The sequence below is a fragment of the Streptomyces beihaiensis genome (assembly GCF_026274175.1).
GTDB lineage: Bacteria > Actinomycetota > Actinomycetes > Streptomycetales > Streptomycetaceae > Streptomyces > Streptomyces beihaiensis.
The window spans coordinates 107075-130095 of the sequence record NZ_JAPHNL010000112.1 but is presented as its reverse complement, the minus strand read 5'-3'; the positions used below and the strand labels follow the sequence as shown (position 1 = coordinate 130095).

Sequence of the window (23021 nt, the reverse complement as noted above, 5' to 3'; positions counted from 1 at the left end):
CCTGCCTCAGTCGCAGTCGCGGCAGATCGGCTGGCCGTTCTTCTCCCGCGCGAGCTGGCTGCGGTGGTGCACGAGGAAGCAGCTCATGCAGGTGAACTCGTCCTCCTGCTTGGGCAGGACGCGAACGGCCAGCTCCTCGTTCGAGAGGTCGGCGCCCGGAAGCTCCAGGCCCTCGGCCGCCTCGAACTCGTCCACGTCGACGTTGGACGCGGACTTGTCGTTCCGCCGGGACTTCAGTTCTTCGATGCTGTCCTCGTTGAGGTCGTCATCGGTCTTACGTGGGGTGTCGTAATCCGTTGCCATGTCGCTCTCCCCCTCTGGGTGTCTGCGGTGTCTCAGCGCACGTAACGCATGAGAGGCCGGACTTGTGCCCGACCTGAGGCGGAGATTTTGCCTCACATCAAGGTCTGTTACTCAATCGACACCCAACCGGACCCCTCATGAGTGATCAGCTTGGGTGGCGAACGGGACCGTACACGGTCCCCCTACCGGTTCGCACAGGCGCCATCCCGTGTACTTCCCGTGATCAAGCGGCGCGGAAACCCGGATTTTCCGGGCCTTCCGGCTCCGTCGGCGACCACGGAGAGTAGACGGCCGAAAATTCGCCCATGTGATCGATCACACACGGAATCCCGGGGACCAGGTCCCGAAAATTCCGCTCAAAGCGAACACGCCCGGCGCGTCGGCGGAAGCATCTCAGATCGATCGCGCCTCCGCACGCCGGAGCCCCGGAGCCGCCTTAGATCGGCAGCGTGACACGCATCACCAGGCCACCCCCCTCGCGAGGCTCGGCGGTGATACGGCCGCCGTGGGCGCGCGCCACGGACCGCGCGATGGACAGGCCGAGGCCCACCCCCTTGTCGCTGCCGGTCCGCTCCGTACGCAGCCGCCGGAACGGCTCGAAGAGGTTGTCGATCTCGTACGCGGGGACCACCGGCCCCGTGTTCGCGACCCGCAGCACCGCCTGGCCGTGCTGCGCCTCGGTGTCGACCTCCACCCACCCGTCCTCGGGGACGTTGTAGCGGATGGCGTTCTGCACGAGGTTGAGGGCGATGCGTTCGAGCAGCACGCCGTTGCCGTGGACGACCGCTTCCCTGCGCTCGCCGCGGATCTCCACGCCCCGCTCCTCGGCCTCGGCTCTGGCCTGGTCGATCGCCTGGGTGGCGACCTCGGCCAGGTCGACGGGTTTGCGCTCGACGATCTGGTTGTCGCTGCGGGCGAGCAGCAACAACCCCTCCACGAGCTGCTCGCTGCGCTCGTTGGTGGCCAGCAGCGTCTTGCCGAGCTGCTGCAGCTCGACCGGTGCGTTCGGGTCGGAGAGATGGACTTCCAGGAGGGTGCGGTTGATCGCGAGCGGCGTGCGCAGCTCGTGCGACGCGTTGCCGACGAAGCGCTGCTGTGCCGTGAAGGCCCGCTCCAGGCGGTCCAGCATCTCGTCGAAGGTGTCGGAGAGCTCCTTGAGCTCGTCGTCCGGGCCGTCCAGCTCGATGCGGCGCGACAGGTCCGTGCCGGCCACACGGCGCGCGGTGCGTGTGATGCGGCCGAGCGGGGACAGGACACGGCCCGCCATCGCGTACCCGAAGGCGAAGGCGATGACCGCCAGGCCGAGCAGTGCCATCAGCGAGTGGCTGAGCAGTGCGTCCAGGGAGTGCTGGCGCTGCTGGTTGACGCACTGGTTCATCAGGTTGTTGAGGTCGCTCGCGGGGACCTTCGTGCTGCCCGGCGGGAAGTTGCAGATGCTGCTGGTGACGACGGAGCCCTCCGTGATCCTGAACGGGAGGTCACCGCCGACGTTGAGAGCCTTCGCGGCCAGGAGGTAGATGATCGACAGCAGCAGGATGCCGGCGATCAGGAACATTCCGCCGTACAGCAGCGTGAGGCGTATCCGGATGGTGGGGCGCAGCCAGGGGAACGGCGGTTCCTCGCGGCCCGGCTTCCACGTGGGTTTCGGTGGTGCCGTGCGCGGCGGCGGTGGGGGTGTCGTGGCCATGGAGGGCTCAGATCCGGTAGCCGGAGCCGGGGACCGTGACGATGACGGCGGGCTCGCCGAGCTTGCGCCGCAGGGTCATGACGGTGACCCGGACGACGTTGGTGAACGGGTCGGTGTTCTCGTCCCAGGCCTTCTCCAGCAGCTGCTCGGCCGAGACGACCGCGCCCTCGCTGCGCAGCAGCACCTCGAGCACGGCGAACTCCTTGGGGGCGAGCTGGATCTCCTTGCCGTCGCGGAAGACCTCGCGGCGGTTGGGGTCGAGCTTGATGCCCGCACGCTCCAGGACGGGCGGCAGCGGCACGCTCGTACGGCGTCCGAGGGCCCGGACACGGGCCGTCAGCTCGCTGAAGGCGAAGGGCTTGGGCAGATAGTCGTCGGCGCCCAGCTCAAGGCCCTCCACGCGGTCGCTGACGTCGCCCGACGCGGTCAGCATGAGGATGCGGGTGGGCATGCCGAGGTCGACGAGCTTGCGGGCGACGTCGTCGCCGTGCACGAGCGGGAGGTCGCGGTCGAGGACGACCACGTCGTAGTCGTTGACGCCGATGCGTTCCAGGGCGGCCGCACCGTCGTACACGACGTCGACGGCCATGGCCTCCCGGCGCAGTCCGGTGGCCACCGCATCGGCGAGCAGCTGCTCGTCCTCGACGACGAGTACGCGCACGTCGCTTGTCCTTCCTCTGGTCACCCGCGGGCAGGGTTCGGGCACACGCGGGCATGTCCGGTCATGGGTTTCGGCACACCATCCTGCCCCTTTCGGCCATAAACCGGCTGTAAGACGACCGGACGCCGGGGAATGCCGCACTTTCTCGACGGGTTGAGGTTTCCCGTGGAGGGACGGCGGGGAGGACGGCACTACACCCGCGATCACGCTTCGTATGTGGCATGCCACGAGCCGCTGTCGAGCCGCTCCCCGCAGGGCGGTCCGGACGTGATCGCACCCCTTCCACAAGGGCACACCCCCGTGCCACCGACCCACGACCCATGACGAGGGGGCGCAACCATGGACGCATTCACCGCGGGACTGCTGCAGCGCATAAGGGCGGCCGAATCCGACCTGACGCGGGCGCGTGAGACCGGCGACGACTTCCTCGCGGAGGTCGAGCAGGGCGAGCTGGACGATCTTCACCGCCTTGCCGCCGAGCACGGCGTGGAACTCGGCGCCGCGCGCGTCTGACGGGCACACGAGAGCCCCGGCGCCTGGTCGATCCAGGCAGGCGCCGGGGCTCTTCCGTGTCCGCGGCCGGGCCCTGTGATCCGGCGGCCGGGCCGTGTGGTCCTGGTCAGTCGTGCCAGGCGCCCAGCTCGTCCAGGCGGCCCTGCAGCTCCTCGAAGAGGCCGGGCGGCGCGGCGACGGTCAGGTCGCCCGAGGGAGCCTGGCCGGGGCGGCCGCCGGTGCGGGCGCCCGCCTCGCGCGCGATGAGCTCGCCCGCGGCGAAGTCCCAGGGGTTGAGGCCGCGCTCGTAGTAGGCGTTCAGGCGGCCCACCGCCACGTCGCACAGGTCGATCGCCGCGGAGCCGCCGCGCCGGATGTCACGCACGTGCGGCAGCAGCTGTCCCACGACCTCGGCCTGGCGGGCGCGGCGCTCGGCCAGATAGCCGAACCCGGTGCCGACCAGGGCCTGCCCGAAGGGCGGCGCCACGCGCGCGCGTGCGGGCCGGTCGTTGACGAAGGCGCCCTCGCCGAGGACCGCGCGGTAGGTCTCGCCGCGCATGGGGGCGGCGACGACACCGACCACCGTCTCGCCGTCCTTGCGAGCGGCGATGGAGACCGACCACTCGGGACGTCCGTACAGGTAGTTGACGGTTCCGTCGATGGGGTCGATCACCCACTGGACGCCGCTGGAGCCCTCGGTGGCGGCGCCCTCCTCACCGAGCACCCCGTCGTCGGGCCTGCGTTCGGCCAGGTAGTCCGTGATCAGCTTCTCGGAGGCGATGTCCATCTCGGTGACCACGTCGACGGCGCTCGTCTTGGTGGCGGCGACACCGAGGTCGTCGGGGCGGCCGTCGCGCAGGAACGCGCCCGCGCGGGCGGCCGCCTCCAGGGCGACGTCGAGCAGCTCTGCCGTGAGGGCCTGCGAGACCTGGGAAGCGTGGGAGGTTCGGCCGACCTGGGGGGCCTGAGGGTCGTCTGTCACGTGGCTGTCCTTACGCGTACGGGCTGTCGGCGCCCGCGGCGGCGGGCTTGGGGGTGCGGGCCGGGCAGCAGCCCACCGGGCACACGTCGTGGCTCGCGCCGAGCGCGCCCAGGGCGCAGGGCGTGACGTCCTGGCCGCGCTCGGCGGCGGCCCGCTCCAGGACCAGCTCGCGCACGGCGGCGGCGAACCGGGGGTCGGCGCCCACGGTGGCCGAGCGGCGCACCGGGAGGCCCAGCTCCGCGGCCTTGGTGGTGGCCTCCGTGTCGAGGTCGTACAGGACCTCCATGTGATCCGAGACGAACCCGATGGGCGCCATGACGACGGCCGGGACCCCGGCGGCGTGGCGCTCCTCCAGGTGGTCACAGATGTCGGGCTCGAGCCACGGGATGTGAGGGGCGCCGGAGCGCGACTGGTACACGAGCTGCCAGGGGTGGTCGACGCCGGTCTCCTCACGCACCGCGTCGGCGATCAGCCGGGCGACCTCCAGGTGCTGCTTCACATAGGCGCCGCCGTCGCCGTGGTCCTCCACCGGTCCTGAGGTGTCGGCCGCGGCGTTCGGAATGGAGTGCGTGGTGAAGGCGATGTGGGCGCCCGCGCGGACGTCCTCGGGCAGGTCGGCGAGGGACTTCAGAACGCCGTCGATCATGGGGCGCACGAAGCCGGGGTGGTTGAAATAGTGCCGCAGCTTGTCGATCTGCGGCAGCTCCAGGCCCTCCTCCTGGAGGGTGACCAGGGCCTCGGCGAGGTTCTCGCGGTACTGGCGGCAGCCCGAGTACGAGGCGTACGCACTGGTGGCGAGCACCAGGATGCGGCGGCGGCCGTCGGTGACCATCTCGCGCAGGGTGTCGGTCAGGTAGGGCGACCAGTTGCGGTTGCCCCAGTGGACCGGCACGTCGAGGCCGTGCTCGGCGAAGTCCTTGCGCAGCGCGTCCAGCAGGGCGCGGTTCTGGTCGTTGATGGGGCTGATCCCGTCGAACAGGAAGTAGTGCTGCCCCACCTCCCTGAGCCGCTCCTTGGGGATGCCGCGGCCGCGTGTCACGTTCTCCAGGAACGGGACGACGTCGTCGGGTCCCTCTGGGCCGCCGAACGAGAGCAGCAGCAGGGCGTCGTAGGGGCGGGCGTCGGGGCTGGCAGCGTGCGCGTCTGGCATGTCTTCGATCCTGCCACCCGCCACTGACAGGCGGGAAACCGCGTGCCGCCGGGCGGCCGTCGGACGGACGGTGGGCCCGCTCGGACACCCGTACGGGATACCGGCGCGTAACCGTGAGTATGATCCCCCTCCAACTGGACGGGAACCCGGTTCCGCGGCGGGGAGGAACGACCGATGAGCACGGCACAACGGGGTACCACGAAGAGCGGCGAGGCCTGGCGCAACTGGGCGGGGAACGTCGTCTCGCGGCCCGTACGCGAAGTGACGCCCGCCTCGGTGGAGGAGCTGACCGCGGCCGTGCGCGCGGCGGCGGCGGACGGCCTGAAGGTGAAGGCCGTCGGCACGGGCCACTCGTTCACGGCGACGGCTGCCACGGACGGGGTGTTGATACGCCCTCAACTGTTGACCGGAATCCGCGGCATCGACCGGGACAAGTGCACGGTCACGGTCGAGGCCGGCACCCCGCTCAAGCGGCTCAACATGGCTCTGGCCCGCGAGGGCCTGTCGCTGACCAACATGGGCGACATCATGGAGCAGACGGTCTCCGGCGCCACCAGCACCGGCACCCACGGCACCGGCCGGGACTCCGCCTCCATCTCCGCCCAGCTCAAGGGGCTCGAACTGCTGACGGCCGAAGGTGAACTGCTCACCTGCTCCGAGACGGAGAACCCGGAGATCTTCGCCGCCGCGCGGATCGGGCTCGGCGCGCTCGGCATCGTCACGGCCCTCACGTTCGCCGTGGAGCCGGTGTTCCTGCTCTGCGCGCGCGAGGAGCCGATGAGCTTCGACCGGGTGACCCGGGACTTCGAGGAGTTGTACGCGGAGAACGAGCACTTCGAGTTCTACTGGTTCCCCCACACGGGCAACTGCAACACCAAGCGCAACAACCGCAGCGCGGGTCCCGCCGCCCCGGTCTCGAAGATCAGCGGGTTCGTCGAGGACGAGTTGCTCTCCAACGGCCTGTTCCAGGTGGTGAACTCGATCGGTCGCGCGGTGCCCGCGACGGTCCCGGCCATCGCCAAGATCTCCAGCAGGGCGCTCTCCGCGCGGACGTACACGGACATCCCCTACAAGGTCTTCACCTCTGCGCGCCGGGTGCGTTTCGTGGAGATGGAGTACGCGGTGCCGCGGGCGGCCCTGGTGGAGACCCTGCGCGAGCTGAAGTCCATGGTGGACCGCTCCGACCTGCGCATCAGCTTCCCGGTCGAGGTCCGCACGGCCCCCGCCGACGACATCACCCTGTCGACGGCGTCCGGCCGCGACAGTGCCTACATCGCCGTCCATGTGTACAAGGGCACGCCCTACCAGCGGTACTTCACCGAGGCGGAGCGGATCTTCACCGCCCACGAGGGCCGTCCGCACTGGGGCAAGATGCACACGCGCGACGCCGAGTACTTCGCGGCGGCCTACCCGCGGTTCGGCGAGTTCACGGCGCTGCGCGACCGGCTCGATCCGGACCGGCTGTTCGGCAACGCCTACCTGCGCCGGGTCCTGGGCGACTGATCCTCACGCGTCCTCGCACGTCACTCGGCCGGCGGCGCCTGCGGGGTGCCGGCGCCGCTCGTCGCGGCCGGGTCCGAGCTCTGCGACGGGCTCGGCGTGGGGGTCGGACTCGTACTGCTGCCGTCCGAACCGGAGCCGGAGCCGCCGTCGGCACCCGAGCCGGTGTCGGCGCCCGTGTCGGGACTGCTGCCGTCGCTCGGCGTCGGTGTGGGCGTGGCACCGCCCCGGCCGCCCGAAGAACCGTCGCCGTCGCCCTGCCGCGTGCCGTCGCCGCTGCCGGTGCTCGCCCCGCCGGAGGGCTGGGACGAGGTGCTCGGGGCCGGGTCGCTCCGGGAGCCGGACGAGGAACCGCCCTTGAACGCGTCCCAGACGGTGGTTCCCTTGTCGTCGCCGCTCAAGCTCGATCCGGAGACCAGTTCGTACGTGGTGATGCCGCCCATGGTGACGCCGAAGACCACCGCGGCCGCGATCAGCGGGCGCTTCCAGCCGCTCAGGCCGCGCACGCGCGCGCGGTGCACGGTCGCGCCGCCGAACTCCTCGGAGCGCAGCACGCGCGTCGCCTGGTCCTCGTGTTCGTTCTGGTCGGCCTGGTCGGCCTGGTCGTTCACGGCGTTCAGGTCGTTCTGGTCGCCCTTGGGCTTCTCCAGGTCGACCGGACCGACCGTGCCGAGCAGCCGGGTCTTCTCGCAGGTGTCGGCGAGCAGGTCGGCGACCGCGCCGGTGTCGAGCAACTGGGTCCGCTCGTCGTCCGCCGTCCCGGCCGACGGCTGCTGCGGCTGCTGCGGCTGCTCCACCTGGGCCCGTGTCCGCGGCACCCCCCATGTCGTGGTCGTCGGCAGCGCCGACACACGAGGCCGCGCGGCGGGCGGCGCGGCCCCGGTGGCCATCGCCTTGGTCGTGTCCATCGACGCGTCCGAGCGGAACGTCCGCGGCACCGGCCGCCCCGACTCGGTGACCGGCACCTGCCGCCCCTTGGGCTTGGTCTGTACGGCGACGTCGCGTATCTGCTCGCCCGTGCGCCGGAAGAAGTGCTGGAAGACGGTGCCGCCACAGGTGGCCAGGGCGCTGACGACGCCTGCGCCCAGGATCGTCCCGTAGACACCGAAGCTGGAAGCGAGCTTGGCGGCCACGACCGCGGCGACCGCGCTGCCCGCCACCTGAGGCACGCTCAGATCGAGCCGCTTCTCCTTGGGCTTTTCCTCTGCGTCCTTGGAGGTTTCCGGCTTCTGGCCCATGCCTGCCCCTTGCCGCCCTTCTCGGTATCTCCACGTACATCCCGACGAAGTTCGCAAGAGTACGCGAACTCTCCATGACACACAGGAAAGGGACGTCAGACCGGTCTTGTTAGTTCCAGTTCTGGAGATTTCGTGAAGCACGACACGTGATTCGGCCATGCCCCGGGCGCCGGGCCCGCACATCCCGGCCTCAACTCGCACCCCTGGCGAGAAGTTCGGCGGCGTGCCGATCCACGAGAGTGGCCCGAATGGAGTACTGTTGCGAGCCCTGGGTCCGGTCTCCCGCCAGGGTGTCGGGGCCTTCCAGGACCGCCGAGAGGGGGCTCGTTGCACAGGGTGACGAAGGCAGTCACTTAGCGTTGCGAACTGGTAACCGTGCCATAACGGCGATCCAGGGCCCATGCCCGACACGCCGGGCAACTCGGCAAGGTTGTGGCAGGCTGCACCCGGGCAGGCCACACTCGACTAGCGGAAGCAGCGACGCACGTGACGTCGGCAGGCACCACCCGGGAGGTCCCCATGCCCGAACTGCGTGTCGTGGCCGTCTCTAACGACGGCACACGGCTGGTGCTGAAGGCTGCGGACAGCACGGAGTACACGCTTCCGATCGACGAGCGCCTCCGGGCCGCCGTGCGCGGCGACCGTCCGCGCCTCGGCCAGATCGAGATCGAGGTGGAGAGCCACCTCCGCCCACGCGACATCCAGGCCCGGATACGGGCGGGCGCCTCCGCCGAGGAGGTGGCGCAGTTCGCGGGCATCCCCGTCGACCGCGTCCGCCGCTTCGAGGGCCCCGTGCTCGCGGAGCGCGCGTTCATGGCCGAGCGGGCCAGGAAGACCCCCGTGCGCCGCCCCGGCGAGTCCACGGGTCCCCAGCTGGGCGAGGCGGTGCAGGAGCGACTGCTGCTGCGCGGCGCCGACAAAGAGACCGTCCAGTGGGACTCCTGGCGCCGCGACGACGGCACCTGGGAGGTCCTGCTCGTCTACCGGGTCGCGGGCGAACCGCACTCGGCGAGCTGGACGTACGACCCACCGCGCCGGCTCGTCCAGGCGGTGGACGACGAGGCGCGCTCGCTGATCGGCGAGTCCACCGACGACCTCACGTCGCCCGAGCCGACAGTCCCGTTCGTGCCGCGGATCGCCCGGCTGCCGCGGGACCGGCCGCTCGATCGTGCCCTGGACCGCCAGCTGGAGCGCCCGGCGACGCCGTCGGAACCGTCCGCGGACGACAACCTGCCGGTGGTCGCCTCCTCGGAGCGCGATTCCCTCACCAGCCTCCTGGAGGCCGTACCCAGCTACCGCGGCGACATCGTCGTACCCGAGCGGCCGTCGAGCGCGCCCGAGCCACCGCAGGACGCCCCGGAGCCGTCCGCCGCCGACGAGGCCGAGGAGCCTCCGGCGCCCGCCGCGTCGGCCGGTGCCGGGTCCGCGTACGCCGACGTGCTGATGCCGCGCAGCGTCGCGGGCCACCGTGACCGCCTCACCGGCACCACGGACCGCCAGGCCGAGGCCGACGGGGTGCGGCCCGGCCGCCGCGCCGCCGTGCCGAGCTGGGACGAGATCGTCTTCGGCACCCGGCGCAAGAAGCAGGAGTAGCACCGGCCCCCGACGAGAGGCCGGTGCCGCCCCCTGCCACGGGCGTCACCGGCAGTCACCCACGGCTGCCGCCTACCGCGGGTCGGGTCCCGTGGCCACCGGCCGTGCCGTGTCCGCCGACCACTGCGACCACGAGCCGACGTACAGCTGGGCCTCGATCCCCGCCACGGCGAGCGCCAGCACCTGGTGGGCGGCCGACACGCCCGAGCCGCAGTACACGCCGACCTCGCCGGCGCCGCCGTCCACGCCAAGGGAGTTGAACCGCTCGGCGAGCTCGGGCGCCGGGCGGAACCGGCCGTCGGCGGTGAGATTCTCCGTCGTCGGCGCCGACACCGCGCCCGGAATATGACCACCCACACGGTCGATGGGCTCCACATCACCGCGATACCGTTCGGCTGCCCGCGCGTCCAGCAGGACACCGGAACGGGCGAGCGCCGCCGCACCGTCCGCGTCCAGGAGACCGACGGCACCCGGCGCGGGGACGAAACCCCCGGGCCGCGGCGAAGGCACGGCGCTCTCCAGCGGCCCCCGCCAGGCCGGAAGGCCACCGTCAAGGACGCGCACACGGGGGTGACCTGTCCAGCGCAGCAGCCACCAGGCGCGTGCGGCGGCCCAGCCCTGCCCGCCGTCGTACACCACCACGTCACGCTCGGCGTCAACGCCCGCCGCCCGCATGGCGGAGCCGAACACGGCCAGGTCGGGAAGGGGATGCCGGCCCAGTTCCGGGCTCGCGTCACCGGCCAGCTCGCCGTCCAGGTCGACGTAGACCGCGCCTGGGACATGACCGGCCGCATAGGCGGCCCTGCCGTCGAATTCGGGGGCTCCGGCGGCCCTGGAGAGGCTGATCTGCCAGCGGACGTCGAGCACGACCGGCGGAGTGTTCCCGGCCAACTCGTTCGCGAGTTCGGGTGCGGAGATGATGGCATTCATGTGGGCCATCCTTGCTCATGCTCTGGCCCGAGCGCCGCCGGTCGGATACCGTGCTCGCTCGACTACCCAGCGTCCCCATCGGTCGTACAGACCGGATCATGGCACCGCAACGCAGGCGAAACACCTTTTCGGGCATCCTCTGCGTGGAGTCCGGCCGTTTCGGCGCGGCCAGGGAGCGCCGCGCGGCACGGGGTGTCACGATCGGCAGGGCGTGATGCGACGTGGGATCCCGGGTGAGAGCCCGAGGGTCCCGTTCCGAGGAGAGAGTGATGACCGAGGCAGCAGCCCGGCGCGCACCAGGCACCCCTTGCTGGGTCAGCCTGATGGTGCACGGCATGGCCGCGACCCAGGAGTTCTACGGGGCGCTGTTCGGCTGGGACTTCCGGCCGGGGCCGCAGCAGCTGGGCCCGTACGTGCGGGCGTTGCTCGACGGCAAGGAGGTGGCGGGCATCGGCAGGCTGCCCGCCGACCGGCATCTGCCGATCGCCTGGACCCCGTATCTGGCCTCGGACGACGTCGATGCGACGGCCGAGACGGTGCGGCACTGCGGCGGCACCGTGGGCGTCGGTCCGCTGGACGCCGCGGAGGCGGGGCGCCTCGCGATCGCCTCGGACCCGTCGGGCGCGGTGTTCGGCATCTGGCAGGCGGCCGAGCATCTGGGCATGGCGCTGACCGGGGTGCCCGGCACCGTCGCGTGGAACGAGCTGGTGACGGCGGAGACGGCGAGCGTCGCCAAGTTCTACCAGGCGGTCTTCGGCTACGAGGAAGAGGCCGTGGTCTCCGCGGACTTCGACTACCTGACGCTGCATCTGCGAGGCCGTCCGGTCGCCTCCGTGCACGGCGTGGGACACGCCCTGCCGCGCGACCGCGGCTCGCACTGGATGACCTACTTCGCGGTCGACGACGTCGACGACGCCGTGGAGCGCGTCGCCGACCTCGGCGGCCATGTGGTCAGGCCCGCCCGGGACAGCTCCCACGGCCGGGTCGCGACCGTGGCCGACCCCGAAGGGGCGGTCTTCACGGTCGTGGAGGCGGGGACCTGAGGAGCCTCGGGCGAGCAGCCGGGCGGCGTCTGCCGCGCAAGGCCCGGCCGGCCGAACAGGACCGGGGTCCCTGCTGACACTTCGCGCCGGCCTCTGCGACGGCCGTGGCGGCGACGGAGTCCGGACCCCGCCCCGGCCGCCGTCAGGCCCATGCCCACGGTCACCCTCACGCCCACGCCCCGCCGGGTCGCCCGGCCTCCGCGGACGCGTGCGAGGAACGCCACGACGACCGCGACGACAGGCCACGCCGTCCACTTCAACGAGCAGGCCGCCGCCGGTTTTCGCCCATCGGCCACGGACCGCGGCCGCGCGGCGAGGGTCAGGACCAGACAGCACAGCGCGGCGAGCGGCAGGTCGCACCAGGCGTTCAGAGAGGAGTGGCCGCGAACACCTTGATCAACTATGCGCGGACGGACCCGCCCCTTCGGTGCTCTCCGCCTCAGTCCGAAGCGACCGGCAACACGTCGGGCGACAGCACCCCGGCCCGCGCCGCGGCGCTCGTCATCCGCTTGCGGTGATGGCGGCGGCACAGCACCTCGTACCCGACCTCCTCCGCGGGCACGTCGACGTCCCCGACGACCACCTGCTCGCCCTCCACCACCATCTCGCCGCCCACCGTCCGGGCGTTGTGCGTGGCCCGTGCCCCGCACCAGCACATCGCCTCCACCTGCAACGCCTCGATCCGGTCCGCCAGCTCGATCAGCCGCTGCGAGCCCGGGAACAGCTTGGTGCGGAAGTCCGTCGTGATGCCGAACGCGAACACGTCCAGCGAGAGATCGTCCACGATCCGGGCCAGCTGGTCGATCTGCTCGGGCGCGAGGAACTGGGCCTCGTCCACGATCACGTAGTCGATCCTGCCGCCGTACGTCATGCGGTCCACCAGATAGCCGTAGAGATCCATCCCGGGGCCCGCTTCCACCGCGTCCGTCACCAGGCCCAGACGCGACGACAGCTTCCCCTCCCCCGCGCGGTCGTCCCGCGTGAAGATCACACCCTGAAGTCCCCGCGCCGAGCGGTTGTGGGCGATCTGCAGCGCCAGAGTCGACTTCCCGCAGTCCATGGTTCCGGAGAAGAACACCAGTTCCGGCATGGGGAGTTGAGCACCTTTCGGTTCGCGGGGAATTGCAGGACGAAGAGCGAGGGAGAAACGGAAGGGCTGTGCGGGCGGTGGCTGTGGCGGTGTGACGGCGTGACGGTGGCGCGGTCAGGGGCGGGCTTCGAGGAGCGGCACGAGTTGTTCGGCCGGGGTCATCGACCCGTGGTTGCCGACCATCATCGACTCGTTGGGCTCGTTGCGCGAGGCGATGATGACGACGTCGTCGCGTGCGGCCGCGATCACGTCACCGAGCCGCTCGTACACACGTTGATCAATGTCAGGACCGAACCATCCGGCGTCGACCGCCTCGTCGCGGCTCGCGATCCAGAACTGCTCGCCGAGCACCTCGCGCCAGACGGCCAGGACGTCGTCCTGGGCGCCGGGTACCGCGTAGACGTGGCGGGCGCGGCCCTCGCCACCCAACAGGGCGACGCCCGCGCGCAGTTCCCAGTCCTCGTCGAAGTCGATGCGGGACCGCTCGTCGAAGGGGATGTCGACCATGCCGTGGTCGGCGGTGACGTACAGGGCGCTGCGCGGCGGCAGTTGCTCGGCCAGGCGCTGCGCGAGCCGGTCGACGTACATCACCTGGCCGCGCCAGGGATCGGAGTCGACGCCGAAGCGGTGGCCCTTGCCGTCGACCTCGCTGTAGTACGTGTAGACGAGCGAGCGGTCGCCCGCGGCGAGCTGCTCGGCGGCCAGGTCCATGCGGTCCTCGCCGGAGAGACGGCCGTGGAAGGTGCCGCCGCTGAGCGCGATCTTGGTGAGCGGGGTCGACGCGAAGGCGGGGGCGGAGACCTGCGCCGTGTGCACGCCCGCCTCGTGGGCGCGCTGGAAGACGGTGGGGTGGGGCTGCCAGGCGTGCGGGTCGGTCCAGGGGTTCCAGCGGAGCTGGTTCATCAGCTCACCGGTGGCCGGGTTGCGGACGGTGTAGCCGGGCAGGCCGTGGGCGCCGGGCGGCAGCCCGGTGCCGACCGAGGCGAGTGAGGTCGCGGTGGTGGCCGGGTAGCCGGCGGTGATCGGGCTGCCCGTGCCGCCGCGCGAGGACGCGGCCAGCGAGGTGAGGAAGGGGGCCTCGTCGGGGTGGTCGAGCAGCTGCTGCCAGCCGAGCCCGTCGATGAGGAAGACGCAGACGCGGTCGGCCGGGGCGAGCTCGGATATCGCCGCGGTGCAGCCGGGTACGCCCAGGTGGGCGCCGAGGGTGGGCAGCAGATCGGCCAGCGATCCGGTGCCGTACGCCGGGACGGGAGCGGAGTGGACGGGCAGCGGCTCTACGTCGTCCCAGGCGGTCTGCGTCATCGACGGCCCGCGTCCGCGGTGGCCTCGGAGAGGGACTGGGCGAAGGCGAGGGCCTGGCGCACGGTCTCCGGGCCGTCCCCGGCCTCGCTGACGCGCAGGCTGAGGTCGTCCGCGGTCGAGTTGCCCGTGTAGCCGTGGTCGGCCTCGCAGTTGGGGTCGCCGCAGGTGGCGGGCTCCAGGTCGAGGCGGGAGACGGCGCCCCAGCCGATGGTGAGGACGACCTCGCGCGGCAGGGTGCCCGGCACGTACTTCTCCGGGTTGGCGACGACGCGGCTGAGCACGACCGAGGAGATCCGGCCGAGCTTCACCGACTCCGTGGACGTCGTCGCGTACGGCGTCGGGGACGTGCCGTCGGCCGCCTGCTCGTCGGTGTGGCTGACGATGAACCGGGTGTCGGTCAGGACCAGGACGGTGACGTGACGGCGGACCTCGTTCGCGTCGAACGTGGTCTCCTGGTGCACCAAGTACGACGCGATCGGCTCGCCGCCGACCGCGGCCTCCACCGCCTCGGCCACGAGGGCCGGGTAGTAGCCGCTGCGCTCGATCGCGACGCGCAGCCCTTGGGTCGTCGTACTGGTCTTGGCCATGGGGTCCATCCTAAGGCCCGTACGGACACCGCCGTCGCCCCTGTGGACAACGCTCGGCGCGGTCCGGCGCGGCCGCCGGATCAGTACGCGACCGGCAGGGTGCGCGGGCCGAGGTCGTCGCGCGCGGGCGGCGGGGCGAGCCGGACGGAGGCCCCGAGCACGGTCAGACCGCGCTGGGCGACGACGACCGGTTCGAGCGCCACCCCGACGACCTCCGGGTGGTCGTCGACCAGCCGCGAGACCCGCTGCAGCAGTTTCTCCAGGGCGTGCGTGTCCACCGGGGCCGCGCCGCGCCAGCCGAACAGGATCGGCGCCGTCTTGATGCCGCGCACGATCGCCTGGGCGTCCCGGTCGGTGACGGGCAGGAGGCGGTGCGCCATGTCGCCCAGGAGTTCGGACGCGGCTCCGGCCAGACCGAAGGAGAGCACGGCCCCGGCCGCCGGGTCGATGACCGCGCGGACGACGGTGTCGACACCGCGCGGTGCCATCGCCTGCACGACGGGCCGCAGCTCGGCGGGTTTGCCGAGCCGCTCGGTCAGCTCCGCGTAGGCGCGCCGCAGCTCGTCCTCGCCGGTGAGGTCGAGGCGTACGCCGCCGAGGTCCGCGCGGTGGCGCAGATGCGGGGCGGTCGTCTTCAGGGCGACCGGGTAGCCGAGCGCGCGGGCGGCCGCGACGGCGGTGTCGGCGTCGGGCGCGGGCAGGGTCGGGCGGACGTCGATGCCGTAGTGGGCGAGCAGTCGGCGGGCGTCGTCCGGCGCGAGCGGCGCGCCGCGCGGGTCGCTGTCACGGGCGAGCAGGGCGGCGATGAGGTCGGCGGCGGCCGCCTCGTCGATGTCGTCGTAGTCGGGCACCTTGCCCGGCTCGGCCGCGTCGCGTCGCCACTGGGCGTAGCGGACGGCCTCGGACAGGGCGCGGACGGCGCGCTCGGCGGCGGGGTAGGCGGGGATGAGCCGGGGCGCCGCGTGGGGGTCCGCCGCGGGCGCGGGGACGGGCCTGGGCGCCGTGCCGCCGCCCGGCGCGTTGGGGCCCGTGCTGGCCGCGGCGGACAGCGCCTCGGCGAGACCGCCCAGCTCGACGTGGACGACGAGGACCGGTTTGGCGGGCTGGGTGGCGGCTGCCGCGCTCAGTGCGGCGGCGAGTTCGGCGTCCGCGGCGAGCCCTTCGCCCAGGCCCTCCCCCACAGCCGGGATGGCCGTGACGACGACGGCGTCGGTCCTGTCGTCCGCCAGGGCCGCTTCGAGCGCGGTGCGGAACTCGGCGGGGCGAGCCGCTGTCGTCAGGTCCTGCGGCGTCCTGGGGCGCAGCCCCTCGGAGAGGCACACGTCGTAGGTGAGCAGGCCGAGCGATTCGGAGTTGCCCAGGATGGTGACGCGCGGCCCCTTGGGCAGCGGTTGGCGGGCCAGCAGCAGGCCGGTGTCGACGAGTTCGGTGATGGTGTCGACCCGGATGACACCGGCCTGGCGCAGGAGCGCGGAGACGGTCGCGTACGGCAGGCGGGTGGCCGGCACGGCGTGGCCGGTCGGGGCGACGCCGCTGTGCCGGGCGCCCTGGACGACGACGAGGGGCTTGGCGGCGGCGGTGCGGCGGGCGAGTCGGGTGAACTTGCGCGGGTTGCCGATCGATTCGAGGTACATGAGCGCGACGTCGGTGTCCGGGTCGTCGTACCAGTACTGCAGGACGTCGTTGCCGGAGACGTCCGCGCGGTTGCCCGCCGAGACGAACGTGGACACCCCGGTGAGTCCGGTGACTCCCCCGCCCCTGCGGTGCAGTCGGGACAGGAGGGCGATGCCGATGGCGCCGGACTGGGCGAACAGGCCGATGCGTCCCGCGCGCGGCATCTCGGGTGCGAGCGAGGCGTTGAGCCGCACCTCAGGCGCGGTGTTGACCACCCCGAACGCGTTCGGCCCGATGATGCGCATGCCGTACGAGCGGGCCTGCCGCACCAGGTCGCGCTGGCGCTCACGGCCCTCGGCGCCGCTCTCCGCGTACCCGGCGGAGATGACGACGAGGCCCTGTACGCCGCGTGCGCCGCATTCGGCGACTGCTTCGGGGACGTCGGGGGCGGGGACGGCGACGACGGCCAGGTCGACGGGGGCGGCCGGGTCGATGTCACGCACCGAGCGGTGCGCGGGCACTCCGTCGAGTTCGGTCAGGCCGTCCGGGAACGCCTTGTTCACCGCGTACAGGCGGCCGGTGAACCCGGCGTCCTTGAGGTTGTCGAGGACGCTGCGCCCGACGCCGCCGGAGGTCCGGCCGGCGCCGATGACGGCGACGGAGCCCGGGGCGAGGAGGCGCTGCACGGAGCGGGCCTCGGCGCGCTGCTCTCGCGCGCGCTGGACGGCGAGCGATGCCTCGGTGGGCTCCAGGCCGAACTCCAGACGGACCACGCCGTCCTCGAAACTGCGCTTCTGGGTGTACCCGGCGTCCGTGAAGACCTTGATCATCTTGTTGTTGGCGGGCAGCACCTCGGCGGCGAACCTGCGGATGCCGCGCTCGCGGGCGACGGCCGCGATGTGTTCCAGGAGGGCGGAGGCGACACCGCGGCCCTGGTGGGCGTCCTGCACGAGGAACGCGACCTCGGCCTCGTCGGCGGGGGCCGCGGCCGGCACGCCCTGGGCGTCGATCCGGTCGTAGCGGACGGTGGCGATGAAGTCGCCGCCGACCGTGGCCGCGAGTCCGACCCGGTCCACGTAGTCGTGATGGGTGAAGCGGTGGACGTCCTTGGCGGACAGGCGCGGGTAGGGAGCGAAGAACCGGTAGTACTTCGACTCGGCCGACACCTGCTCGTAGAAACTGGTCAGCCGGTCCGCGTCCGCGGGCGTGATGGGCCTGATCCGAGCGGTGCCACCGTCGCGCAGCACCACGTCGGCCTCCCAGTGGGCGGGGTAGGCGTGCTCGTCCGACGGGGTCTTCATGCGGCAAGAGTAGAGCCGCGCACTGACAGTCGTACGGCTCGCGTACGGTGCAGGTGCGAGGCAGGCTGTGGAGGGCCTAAGGACAGTGGCGTCCGGGACCTGCGGCCGCTTCGACCACCCGTCCTGGTATGGGACACTGGTCTAGACAACCCGGAACACCTGAAGGGCAGCATCACATGGCTGAGCGCCGCGTCAACGTCGGCTGGGCCGAGGGCCTCCACGCCCGCCCCGCTTCCATCTTCGTCCGCGCGGCCACGGCGGCCGGCGTCCCCGTGACCATCGCCAAGGCCGAGGGCAACCCGGTCAACGCCGCGTCGATGCTCGCCGTCCTCGGGCTCGGCGCCCAGGGCGGCGAGGAGATCGTCCTCGCCTCGGACGCCGAGGGCGCGGACGCCGCTCTCGACCGTCTGGCCAAGCTGGTCGCCGACGGTCTCGAGGAGCTCCCCGAGACCGTCTGATCCCGCCCTGACCCGCGCGGGTTCCGCCAGGGGTCACCGAAGCCGCGCGCCACTCCCAGCTTAGGGGCGCGCGGCTTTGTCATGCCGCGACACCGCGGCCCGTACGCCCGGCACCAGTAATTCACACATACGAGAATGAGCGCGAGAGTCCGGACGGCCTGAAGTCGCGAGCGGAAATCCGCGCGGCATTGTCACCGCGCACCGAAAACCGCCCGCGGTCTCATGCAGAAAATATCTCATCTCTTTGTATACGGCTCGCCTGTTAATGCTGGAGCCCCGCCGTGTTTACGGCATGTTGCGAACTCCTCACACGCTCGCCCGCGCGCGGGCCGCGCAGCCGGTGCGCCGAGGCGGCCCGCTCGGCGTGCAGGACGGCCAGGGACCGAGCGCGCTCCGCGTCGCCCCGGGCCACCGCGTCGACGATGGCACCGTGCTCGGCCCACGACTCGGCGGGCTGCGCCGGAGCCTCCACCGCGTACATCCAGGCGACCTTGTGACGGATTTGGGTGAGCAGGGTGATCAGGCCCGAACTGCACGACGCCTGGGCGAGCGTCTCGTGGAACCAGCCGCCCAGGGAGCGCAGATCGTCGCTCTGGCCGCGCCTGGCGCGCTCCTGCCCCAGTCTGACCAGGCCACGCAGCACCTTGAGGTGGGCCTCGGTGCGGCGCTGGGCGGCGCGGGCGGCCCCCATGGGTTCGAGCAGCATCCGGATCTCCAGAACGTCGGCCGCGTCCTGCTCGCTCGGTTCGGCGACGCACGCGCCCGCGTGCCTGCGCGTGACGACGAACCCCTCGGCCTCCAGGGTGCGCAGCGCCTCGCGGACCGGCACGCGCGAGACGCCGTAACGGCGCGCCAGCACTTCCTCGGTGAGCCTGCTGCCGCGCGCGTGGACGCCCGCGACGATGTCGTCACGGATCGCCGTGCATACCGCGTGCGCGGGAATACGCATGCCCCGACCTCCGAATAGGTTCCCGCGAAACGCGGTCGCTCGTCACCCGTACGTCGTGCGGGAATATTCTCCGGCACGCTTGTCGAGTGACTCTATTCCACCTGCCACGAATTTCCGACGGCAGCCCTGAATCCAGGGATATTTTTTGGACAACAGGGCGTCGGAACGCGAAAGCCCCGGCGCGGCGGGCCGGGGCTTTCGAGTGGTGCCGGAGTGTGGCGGGTCAGATGCACCGTGCGAGCGCAGGTACGCGACAGGGTCGATGTCCGAGCCGTAGTCGGGCGTCGTGCGAGCCTCGAAGTGCAGGTGCGGGCCCGTGGTGTTGCCGGTGGCACCCGACAGGCCGATCTGGCGGCCGGGGGCGACGGTCTGTCCGACGGAGACGCCGATGGACGACAGGTGGCCGTACTGCGTGTACGTGCCGTCGTGCATCCTGATCACGATGTTGTTGCCGTACGCGCCGCCCCAGCCGGCTTCCACCACCGTTCCCGCGCCGACGGCGTGCACCGGAGTGCCGGCCGCCGCGTGGAAGTCGATGCCGGTGTGGCTGCCCGACGACCACAGGCCGCTGCTCGCCTTGTAGCCGGTGGAGACGTACGAGTCGCTGATGGGCGCGACGAACATGGTCAGGCGCCTGCGTTCGGCCGCGCGGGCCGCTCGCTCCTTCGCCTCGCGCTCCTTCTCGGCCTTCGCCTCGGCGTTGCGCTTGGCCTCCTCGGCCTTCTTCTCGGCATCGAGGGCGGCCTTCCTCGCGGCGGCGTCCTCCTCGGCGGCCTGCTTCTGCGCGTCGGCCTGGGCGTCGATCTGGTCGGCCAGGGAGGCACCGATGGAGATGGCCCTGGTCAAACCGTTCTGATCGGCGAGTGTCGTGTCGGCGGCGAGGGCGGGGCCGGCGAGAGTGCCGACCACGCCGGTCGTGGTGAGCGCGGCGACGCCCGCGACCCGCGCGGTCGTGCGCGTGATCCGGCTCGGACGACGATGCTTCCCGGTGGCACGGGTGAACGCCATGAAGAGGCTGGTCCTTTCCTTCCCTCTCGCCTACCGGGTTAGCTGACGGGTTCGGAGCAGGAAGGTCTCCTACGGGCTGGCGCCCGATTCACCCCAGGGATCTCGTGGGTCCCCGGCTCCCCTGGCTCGCGCCAAGGGGACTCGGCGATGGCTGCCCGGTGTCACGGGTGCGACGGGTCTTCGGCGGACAGCCGGACCGACGCTAGGCGGACATCTTTCGATCAACAAACGGAACCGGGCTTCTGTAGCGCATGCCACAGAGGAGAAGACCAACCTCCACCACAATCCGGACATTCGACATCGCTGGTGCGAACTCCGGCGCACCGGCTCCGACGTGCGGAGCCGGTGCGCCGACGGGACGTCAGTCAGCCTTTGACGACAGTCACCTCTCCGAGGCCGAGGGCCCTGACGGGCTCCTCGATCTGCGCGGCGTCGCCCACCAGGATCGTCACCAGGCGGTCCGCCGGGAAGGCGCTCACGACGGCGGCGGTGGCCTCCACCGTGCCCGTCTCGACGAGTTGACGGTACAGCTGCGCCTGGAAGTCGTCCGGCAGCTGCTGCTCGACCTGGTCGGCGAGGGTGCTCGCCACGGCGGCCGCGGTCTCGAACTTCAGCGGGGCCACCCCGACCAAGTTCTGCACGGCGGTGTCCCGTTCGGCGTCCGTGAGCCCTTCGGCGGCGAGCGTACGCAGCACCTTCCAGAGGTCCTCCAGCGCCGGAGCCGTGTTGGGGGTGTCCACGGAGCCGCTGATGGAGAGCATCGCCGCGCCGGTCCCCTCCCGCGTCGACAGCAGCGGCTGGGCGTAGGCGCGCACACCGTAGGTGTAGCCCTTCTCCTCGCGCAGGACACGGTCCAGGCGTGAGGTGAGGGTGCCGCCGAGGCAGTACGTACCGAGCACCTGCGCGGCCCACGCACGGTCGTGCTTGTCCGGCCCGATCCGGCCGATGCGCAGCTGGGTCTGGACGGCCCCCGGACGGTCCACGATCACCACGCGCCCGGTGTCGTCCGCCGTGACGGGCTGCACGGTGCGCGGGCTCGCCGTGCCGCCGGTCCAGCCGCCGAGCGTGTCCGCGAGGAGGGCGTCCAGGTCGGTGCCGGCGAGGTCGCCCACGACGACCGCGGTGGCCGCCGCCGGGCGCACGTGCTTCTCGTAGAAGGCCCGCACGGCCCCCGTCTCGACGGCGGCGACGGTCTCCTCGCTGCCCTGGCGGGGTCGCGAGAGGCGGGAGCCGGCCGGGAAGAGGTGCTTGGAGAGCTCCTTGGCGGCGCGGATCGCCGGGTTGGCCGTCTCGTGCGGGATCTCGTCCAGGCGGTTGCGGACGAGGCGCTCGATCTCGCTGTCCTCGAACGCGGGCGCCCGCAACGCGTCCGCGAGGAGCGCGAGCGCCTTCGGCAGGCGGGAGACGGGCACTTCGAGGCTCACACGGACGCCGGGGTGGTCTGCGTGGGCGTCCCAGGTGGCGCCGCAGCGCTCCAGTTCGGCGGCGAACTCCTCGGCGGAGTGCTTGTCGGTGCCCTCGGAGAAGGCACGCGCCATGATGGTGGCGACGCCGTCGAGCCCGGCGGGTTCGGCGTCCAGCGGGGCGTCGAGATGGACCTCCACCGCGACGACCTGCTGGCCGGGGCGGTGGCAGCGCAGCACGGTGAGCCCGTTGGGCAGCACACCGCGTTCGGGGGCCGGGAACGCCCAGGGCTTGGGCTCACCGGCCTGTGGTCGGGGGTGGAAGTCCATGCTCGCGAGCTGCTCGGTCATGCGCCCGCCTCCTCGTCGCTCTCGTGGCTCTGGTGGCTCTCGGCGCTCTCGCCGTCGGCCTCGGCGGCCTCGGCCGGCGTGGTCGGCTCGTAGACGAGCACCGCGCGGTTGTCCGGGCGCAGCCGCTGTCTGGCGACCTCCCTGACCTCCTCGGCACTCACCTCGAGGATCCGCTGCACGGCGGTCAGCGCGCGCTGCGGATCGCCGAAGAGGACGGCGTAGCGGCACAGCGAGTCGGCGCGGCCCGCGACGGTGCCGAGGCGGTCGAGCCACTCGCGCTCCAGCTGCGCCTGGGCGCGCTCCATCTCCTCCTCGGAGGGCCCTTCCTCGGCGAACCGGGCCAGTTCCTCGTCGACCGCCGCCTCGATGACCGGCACCTCGACGTCGCCCGAAGTCTTCACGTCCAGCCAGCCGAGGGACGGCGCGCCCGCCAGGCGCAGCATCCCGAATCCGGCGGCCACGGCGGTGCGGTCGCGGCGCACGAGCCGGTTGTACAGGCGCGAGGACTCGCCGCCGCCGAGGACGGTCAGGGCGATGTCGGCGGCGTCGCACGCGCGCGTGTCGTCCTGCGGGAGCCGGTAGGCGGCCATGAGAGCACGCGCCGGCACCTCCTCCTCGACGACCTCGCGCACCTGTTGGCCCATGACGTCGGGCAGGGCGCCGTCGCGCGGGGCGGGCTTGCCGTCGTGGGCGGGGATGGTGCCGAAGTACTTCTCGACCCAGGCCAGCGTCTGTTCGGGGTCGATGTCGCCCACCACGGAGAGCACGGCGTTGTTGGGCGCGTAGTAGGTGCGGAAGAACGCGCGCGCGTCGTCGAGGGTGGCCGCGTCGAGGTCGTCCATCGAGCCGATGGGCGTGTGGTGGTAGGGGTGGCCCTCGGGGTACACGAGGGCGGTCAGTTTCTCGAACGCGGTGCCGTAGGGGACATTGTCGTAGCGCTGGCGCCGCTCGTTCTTGACGACGTCCCGCTGGTTCTCCATGGATTCGTCGTCGAGGGCCGTGAGCAGTGAGCCCATGCGGTCGGCCTCCAGCCACAGGGCCAGCTCCAGCTGGTGGGCGGGCATGGTCTCGAAGTAGTTGGTGCGCTCGAAGCTCGTCGTTCCGTTCAGTGAGCCGCCCGCGCCCTGGACGAGTTCGAAGTGGCCGTTGCCCTTGACCTGCCCCGAGCCCTGGAACATCAGGTGCTCGAAAAGGTGAGCCAGACCCGTACGGCCCTTGACCTCGTGGCGTGAACCGACGTCGTACCAGAGGCAGACCGCCGCGACCGGGGTGAGGTGGTCCTCCGAGAGGATCACGCGCAGGCCGTTGGCCAGCCGGTGCTCGGTCGCTGTCAGGCCGCCGGAACCGGCCTCGGCGGTGGCCGTGTGACCCATGGGCAT

Annotated in this window: 19 protein-coding genes, 1 pseudogene and 1 riboswitch; of the genes and pseudogenes, 5 read left to right on the top strand and 15 right to left on the bottom strand. The window is 71.9% G+C overall.

Annotation, left to right across the window (positions count from 1 at the left end):
• Nucleotides 1-6: 6 nt before the first annotated feature.
• The 3 genes from OFY01_RS12655 to OFY01_RS12645 all read right to left on the bottom strand — a co-directional run bounded on the left by OFY01_RS12655 (nucleotide 7) and on the right by OFY01_RS12645 (nucleotide 2651).
• Nucleotides 7-303: a DUF4193 domain-containing protein gene (locus tag OFY01_RS12655; RefSeq protein ID WP_266599299.1), complete on the bottom strand. Its 297-nt coding sequence runs from the start codon at nucleotides 301-303 to the stop codon at nucleotides 7-9.
• A gap of 436 nt (nucleotides 304-739) precedes the next feature.
• Nucleotides 740-1990, bottom strand: a complete 1251-nt coding sequence (locus OFY01_RS12650) for a sensor histidine kinase (RefSeq protein ID WP_266599297.1) — start codon at nucleotides 1988-1990, stop codon at nucleotides 740-742.
• A gap of 7 nt (nucleotides 1991-1997) precedes the next feature.
• Nucleotides 1998-2651, bottom strand: coding sequence for a response regulator transcription factor (locus tag OFY01_RS12645; RefSeq protein ID WP_266599295.1), 654 nt, complete (start codon nucleotides 2649-2651; stop codon nucleotides 1998-2000).
• 339 nt (nucleotides 2652-2990) lie between these two features.
• Here OFY01_RS12645 and OFY01_RS12640 point away from each other — a divergent pair, with 339 nt between their 5' ends.
• Nucleotides 2991-3164, top strand: coding sequence for a hypothetical protein (locus OFY01_RS12640; RefSeq protein WP_266599293.1), 174 nt, complete (start codon nucleotides 2991-2993; stop codon nucleotides 3162-3164).
• A 106-nt stretch (nucleotides 3165-3270) separates the two neighbouring features.
• On the opposite strand, the gene OFY01_RS12635 is transcribed toward OFY01_RS12640, so the two are convergent.
• Nucleotides 3271-4125: an inositol monophosphatase family protein gene (locus OFY01_RS12635; RefSeq protein WP_407700330.1), complete on the bottom strand. Its 855-nt coding sequence runs from the start codon at nucleotides 4123-4125 to the stop codon at nucleotides 3271-3273.
• A gap of 10 nt (nucleotides 4126-4135) precedes the next feature.
• Entirely contained in the window at nucleotides 4136-5275 is a 1140-nt protein-coding gene (locus OFY01_RS12630) for a ferrochelatase (protein ID WP_266599291.1), read from the bottom strand.
• A 174-nt stretch (nucleotides 5276-5449) separates the two neighbouring features.
• On the opposite strand from OFY01_RS12630, the gene OFY01_RS12625 reads away from it, so the two are divergent.
• Entirely contained in the window at nucleotides 5450-6778 is a 1329-nt protein-coding gene (locus OFY01_RS12625; RefSeq protein WP_266599289.1) for a D-arabinono-1,4-lactone oxidase, read from the top strand.
• A 20-nt stretch (nucleotides 6779-6798) separates the two neighbouring features.
• Here the strand turns inward: OFY01_RS12625 and OFY01_RS12620 are convergent, their stop codons facing one another.
• A complete protein-coding gene (locus OFY01_RS12620) occupies nucleotides 6799-8013 on the bottom strand; it encodes a hypothetical protein (protein WP_266599287.1) in 1215 nt (404 codons plus the stop codon).
• A 519-nt stretch (nucleotides 8014-8532) separates the two neighbouring features.
• Between OFY01_RS12620 and sepH the strand changes: the two genes are divergently transcribed.
• On the top strand, nucleotides 8533-9606 hold the full coding sequence (gene sepH, locus OFY01_RS12615; RefSeq protein ID WP_266599285.1) for a septation protein SepH: 1074 nt from the start codon (nucleotides 8533-8535) through the stop codon (nucleotides 9604-9606).
• A gap of 72 nt (nucleotides 9607-9678) precedes the next feature.
• Here the strand turns inward: sepH and OFY01_RS12610 are convergent, their stop codons facing one another.
• Nucleotides 9679-10536 carry a sulfurtransferase gene (locus OFY01_RS12610; RefSeq protein WP_266599283.1) on the bottom strand — a complete coding sequence of 286 codons (858 nt, stop codon included), beginning with the start codon at nucleotides 10534-10536 and terminating at the stop codon, nucleotides 9679-9681.
• A 269-nt stretch (nucleotides 10537-10805) separates the two neighbouring features.
• Here OFY01_RS12610 and OFY01_RS12605 point away from each other — a divergent pair, with 269 nt between their 5' ends.
• Nucleotides 10806-11579, top strand: coding sequence for a VOC family protein (locus OFY01_RS12605; RefSeq protein WP_266599281.1), 774 nt, complete (start codon nucleotides 10806-10808; stop codon nucleotides 11577-11579).
• Nucleotides 11580-12018: 439 nt separating this feature from the next.
• Here the strand turns inward: OFY01_RS12605 and OFY01_RS12600 are convergent, their stop codons facing one another.
• The 4 genes from OFY01_RS12600 to OFY01_RS12585 all read right to left on the bottom strand — a co-directional run bounded on the left by OFY01_RS12600 (nucleotide 12019) and on the right by OFY01_RS12585 (nucleotide 17473).
• A complete protein-coding gene (locus OFY01_RS12600) occupies nucleotides 12019-12669 on the bottom strand; it encodes a thymidine kinase (protein ID WP_266599279.1) in 651 nt (216 codons plus the stop codon).
• 114 nt (nucleotides 12670-12783) lie between these two features.
• Nucleotides 12784-13971, bottom strand: coding sequence for an alkaline phosphatase family protein (locus OFY01_RS12595; protein WP_266599277.1), 1188 nt, complete (start codon nucleotides 13969-13971; stop codon nucleotides 12784-12786).
• Complete coding sequence (locus OFY01_RS12590) at nucleotides 13968-14567, bottom strand: DUF5998 family protein (protein WP_266599275.1); 600 nt, start codon at nucleotides 14565-14567, stop codon at nucleotides 13968-13970. The genes OFY01_RS12595 and OFY01_RS12590 overlap by 4 nt, the downstream gene beginning before the upstream one ends.
• A 71-nt stretch (nucleotides 14568-14638) precedes the next feature.
• The gene (locus OFY01_RS12585; RefSeq protein ID WP_266599273.1) at nucleotides 14639-17473 is read right to left on the bottom strand and encodes a bifunctional acetate--CoA ligase family protein/GNAT family N-acetyltransferase; all 2835 of its coding nucleotides are present in this window, start codon (nucleotides 17471-17473) and stop codon (nucleotides 14639-14641) included.
• 176 nt (nucleotides 17474-17649) lie between these two features.
• Here OFY01_RS12585 and OFY01_RS12580 point away from each other — a divergent pair, with 176 nt between their 5' ends.
• Complete coding sequence (locus OFY01_RS12580) at nucleotides 17650-17931, top strand: HPr family phosphocarrier protein (RefSeq protein WP_266599271.1); 282 nt, start codon at nucleotides 17650-17652, stop codon at nucleotides 17929-17931.
• 262 nt (nucleotides 17932-18193) lie between these two features.
• Here the strand turns inward: OFY01_RS12580 and OFY01_RS12575 are convergent, their stop codons facing one another.
• From OFY01_RS12575 to OFY01_RS12560, 4 genes and pseudogenes are all read right to left on the bottom strand, one after another.
• Nucleotides 18194-18880, bottom strand: coding sequence for a GntR family transcriptional regulator (locus OFY01_RS12575; protein ID WP_266599269.1), 687 nt, complete (start codon nucleotides 18878-18880; stop codon nucleotides 18194-18196).
• 225 nt (nucleotides 18881-19105) lie between these two features.
• Nucleotides 19106-19888 (bottom strand): annotated as a pseudogene (locus OFY01_RS12570) (M23 family metallopeptidase); the annotation flags it as partial.
• A gap of 12 nt (nucleotides 19889-19900) precedes the next feature.
• A riboswitch (cyclic di-AMP (ydaO/yuaA leader) is annotated at nucleotides 19901-20045 on the bottom strand.
• Between the two features lie 208 nt (nucleotides 20046-20253).
• Nucleotides 20254-21642 (bottom strand): M16 family metallopeptidase, encoded by a 1389-nt coding sequence (locus tag OFY01_RS12565; RefSeq protein ID WP_266599267.1) that lies wholly within the window; start codon nucleotides 21640-21642, stop codon nucleotides 20254-20256.
• On the bottom strand, nucleotides 21639-23021 hold the full coding sequence (locus tag OFY01_RS12560; RefSeq protein ID WP_266599265.1) for a M16 family metallopeptidase: 1383 nt from the start codon (nucleotides 23019-23021) through the stop codon (nucleotides 21639-21641). The genes OFY01_RS12565 and OFY01_RS12560 overlap by 4 nt, the downstream gene beginning before the upstream one ends.